3 protein-coding genes are annotated in these 1,922 nt (G+C 59.6%); all 3 read right to left on the bottom strand.

Annotated features, from left to right (window positions below; all coding sequences use genetic code 11):
• Positions 1-244: 244 nt before the first annotated feature.
• The 3 genes from IVB42_RS13895 to IVB42_RS13905 all read right to left on the bottom strand — a co-directional run bounded on the left by IVB42_RS13895 (position 245) and on the right by IVB42_RS13905 (position 1,322).
• Positions 245-625, bottom strand: coding sequence for a hypothetical protein (locus IVB42_RS13895; RefSeq protein WP_018455151.1), 381 nt, complete (start codon positions 623-625; stop codon positions 245-247).
• Between the two features lie 53 nt (positions 626-678).
• Positions 679-900, bottom strand: coding sequence for a hypothetical protein (locus IVB42_RS13900; protein WP_026232889.1), 222 nt, complete (start codon positions 898-900; stop codon positions 679-681).
• A 203-nt stretch (positions 901-1,103) separates the two neighbouring features.
• Positions 1,104-1,322 carry a hypothetical protein gene (locus IVB42_RS13905; RefSeq protein ID WP_085351389.1) on the bottom strand — a complete coding sequence of 73 codons (219 nt, stop codon included), beginning with the start codon at positions 1,320-1,322 and terminating at the stop codon, positions 1,104-1,106.
• Positions 1,323-1,922 lie beyond the last annotated feature (600 nt).

A 1,922-nucleotide genomic window follows, 5' to 3' on the forward strand; every position in this document is an offset into this window, starting at 1 on the left:
CGTCGATCTCATCCTTCGGCCGCCGCCCCAGCAGTGCCCATATTGCCGAAAGAAAATCCTTGAAAAACAGCGGCGAAAACACATTCTGCCAAAGTAGTGCTAGGGCGTGTACTCATTAAGCGGCCGCCCGCCAGATGTCCGGTTTACCGCCAACATCGGCCGCAGACCTGAAGGCCTTCGAGGTCGCAAATGGGCCAATGGGAGACGTCACCGACGCCCAAACTTGACTGACGCAACACCGCGGCTAGCGAAGCGGGCGGGACCGGCTGAACAAGAAACCGCTGGGAGTGAACTTTCGGGCTACTGCGAGCGCGCTGGCCTCGCACGTTTCGAGCGCGATCTTCTGGGCCAGCATGACGTCGCCAATCGGAAGATCGCCAACGGGCAGGAAGCACAAGCCGATCTTTGGGCGACCGTTTTCGCCGATCTCGCAGACATTCGCAGCCGCTCCCGCATAGATCCTATAGCGGTTGCCCGTATCGCCGCCGACCACATCGAAATAGCCCGTTTGCGTGAATTGCCGCCGCTGGAGGGGCGAGAGGCAATGCCGCAGCAGCAGCAGCGCGCGTCCTTCGGGAGTGCTCTCGGCGCCGTGTCTAATGAACAGCGCCTTTGCAGCCCTCATCCGTGAGCGTTCACCCGGCCGGGACCGCCTGAACAGCCACACGGCTCAGCGATTCAGCCGCCGACCAGCCTGGGGAAGAAGAGAGTTTCTTCCGCAGTGGGGTCGAACGATCGGATCTGCGACACCTGATTTGAACCGGTCCGGACCGCGGCGGTGAAGCCGACGTTCCTCAGCTCGCGGAATCGCTGCTCCGCCTTGGCTACTTCTCGTGCATCGTTGGCGTCGAAAAAGTGACGGCTGTCGCCGGTACTGTCCATCACGACTTGGATCGGCATGCGGATCCCTCCTTGTTGCTTCATGACTGAATGTTGTCGAAGCTCCGAAACCGGCGCCGGAAGGCGCAACAAAATGGGCCCCAGCTCCCGGGGGGCAATGGGGAAAGAGCTGGGGCCCGACTGAATCACCCACTTGGGGATGGGCATTGGGAAAACTTGGTAACTGACGAGTCGTTCCAAACTGCCGTTCCGCCTACAAATGTTCAGCGGCCTCTGTCGTCCTTGCCGTTGGGACTACCATCGCCGCCGCCGTTACCCCAGCCATTGTTGCCGTGGTGATGGACCGCGCTCGCACCCGATTTAGCAATTGCATCGGACGTGAGGGAGGTGGAGAGCAGCAGCGTTATGGCTGGAGGTGTCACCACCGCGAACTTTCCGCAGGTCTTCAGAAATTCGCGGCGGTCATCGTCTTCGTCGGGCATGGGGTCTCTCCGGAGCTGGCGCAGAGATTAAATACCTTAAATATTATTAAATCAATTGAACCATGTTAATAAGTCCGGTCACAAAGTGCGACAATAAGTTTCGTCCGGCTTCCCACTTTTGGAACTCCCTCAGGGGCAGCGGACCGAAGCCCTCAAGCGTCGTCAGGTGCGCGGACCCGGCGCTCCAGGTCATCAGCAGGCAGGGTGGCTATGTTGAGCAGCCTGTGTCGGAGATCTAGTTCGCACTCAGGGACGAGTGGGCGATGTTCCGTGGCTAAGTGACCACTTTGAGCGATGGTTCGTTGGCTCGCTCGAGCAGGCACGTGTCTCGGCGCTGAATTCTTCGGCCATTTTGCGCTCCTAACATGCAGGCGGGAGCGCGGAATTGTCTCTCAGCCACCGACGCCTACGGTTAGACCCTCGGCCGGCGATGCGTATCAACGTGCGAAGTCGCTTATCATTGCTGGCGCTTCCCTGGCTCTCGTCCAAGGCGCGGTAAGTCAGCGCTTGGAGAGGTTTTAGGAGGAAGCCCACCATCCGTCGGGGAATGGCTCCAGCAAAGTCCGATTGACTTGGTTGTCGTTGTCAGGGGCTGATAGC

Source organism: Bradyrhizobium sp. 45 (assembly GCF_023073155.1).
GTDB classification, from domain to species: Bacteria; Pseudomonadota; Alphaproteobacteria; order Rhizobiales; family Xanthobacteraceae; genus Bradyrhizobium; species Bradyrhizobium canariense_D.

Coding starts and splice junctions, on each gene's coding strand:
- IVB42_RS13895 (WP_018455151.1), bottom strand. CDS start 625: ATGAGGGCTGCAAAGGCGCTGTTCATTAGACACGGCGCCGAGAGCACT.
- IVB42_RS13900 (WP_026232889.1), bottom strand. CDS start 900: ATGCCGATCCAAGTCGTGATGGACAGTACCGGCGACAGCCGTCACTTT.
- IVB42_RS13905 (WP_085351389.1), bottom strand. CDS start 1,322: ATGCCCGACGAAGACGATGACCGCCGCGAATTTCTGAAGACCTGCGGA.